Here is a 1,128-nt window from a genome sequence, read left to right as displayed (position 1 = left end):
CTTTTTCGGCGGAGACATCGCCGGAATTGAACAAAAGTTGGATTATTTGCAGTCGCTTGGAGTGAACACGATTTACTTAAATCCGATCGCCAATGCGCCATCGAACCATAAATATGATGCGAGCAATTACAAAGAATTGGATCCGATGTTCGGTTCCCCGGAAGAATTCCAATCGTTTGTGCAGGCGCTTGCGAACCGGGGGATGCATCTCATCTTAGACGGGGTGTTCAACCACGTATCCGACGNTTCGATTTACTTTGACCGCTACCACCGCTATCCGACCGTCGGTGCGTATGAATATTGGGAAGCGGTTTACGATTTGATGAATGAAAAAGGATTGAGCGAGGAAGAAGCGCGGAAACAAGTGGAAGAGAAGTTCAAACAAGAGGGACAGACGTTCAGCCCGTATGGGTTTCACCTTTGGTTCAATATTGAAAACAAAAAAGTCGATGGCCATTATCAATACCAATCATGGTGGGGCTATGACAGTCTGCCGGAGTTTAAGTCGGTGACGGGGGAAAAAGTGCCGAATCCGAGTGAATTGAACAACGATGCGCTCGCGAATTACATTTTCCGTGAATCGGATTCGGTGGCGAAAAGCTGGATTGCCCTCGGCGCCTCCGGCTGGCGGTTGGATGTGGCCAATGAGGTGGATCCGGCGTTTTGGCGCGAGTTTCGCCAAGAATTGCTTCAAGGGTCGTACGGCCGCGGTCCGACNTTAAAAGAGGGGGAGCAGCCGCTCATTTTAGGGGAAATTTGGGATGACGCATCGAAATATTTTCTAGGCGACCAGTACGATTCCGTGATGAACTACCGGTTCCGCGGGGCGGTGCTTGACTTTTTGAAAAACGGAAATGCAGAAGAGGCGGACAAGCGGCTGACGGCCATAAGGGAAGACTACCCAAGTGAAGCGTTTTATGCGCTGATGAACTTAATCGGTTCGCATGACACGGCGCGGGCGGTCTTTCTGCTTGGGAACGGAACGGATTCATCCGAGCGGGCGGAGCTTGATCCGAATTATAATGAGGAACTTGGGAAAAAGCGGCTCAAGCTGGCGGTGATTTTGCAGATGGGATACCCGGGAGCGCCGACGATTTATTACGGCGATGAAGCGGGAGTAACAGGCTC

The 1,128-nt window shown here is 51.0% G+C and carries 1 protein-coding gene and 2 pseudogenes; all 3 read left to right on the top strand.

From position 1 onward, the window contains the following. A pseudogene (locus VU18_RS20605) lies at positions 1–245 on the top strand (alpha-amylase family glycosyl hydrolase); the annotation flags it as partial. Between the two features lies 1 nt (position 246). Next, positions 247–717: pseudogene (locus tag VU18_RS20600) on the top strand (hypothetical protein); the annotation flags it as partial. A 1-nt stretch (position 718) separates the two neighbouring features. Further along, on the top strand, positions 719–1,128 hold a 410-nt coding region (locus VU18_RS20595), incomplete at both ends, for an alpha-amylase family glycosyl hydrolase (RefSeq protein ID WP_236687412.1).

Source organism: Geobacillus sp. ZGt-1 (assembly GCF_001026865.1).
GTDB classification, from domain to species: Bacteria; Bacillota; Bacilli; order Bacillales; family Anoxybacillaceae; genus Geobacillus; species Geobacillus thermoleovorans.
This window is presented reverse-complemented; position numbering and strand designations above follow the sequence as displayed.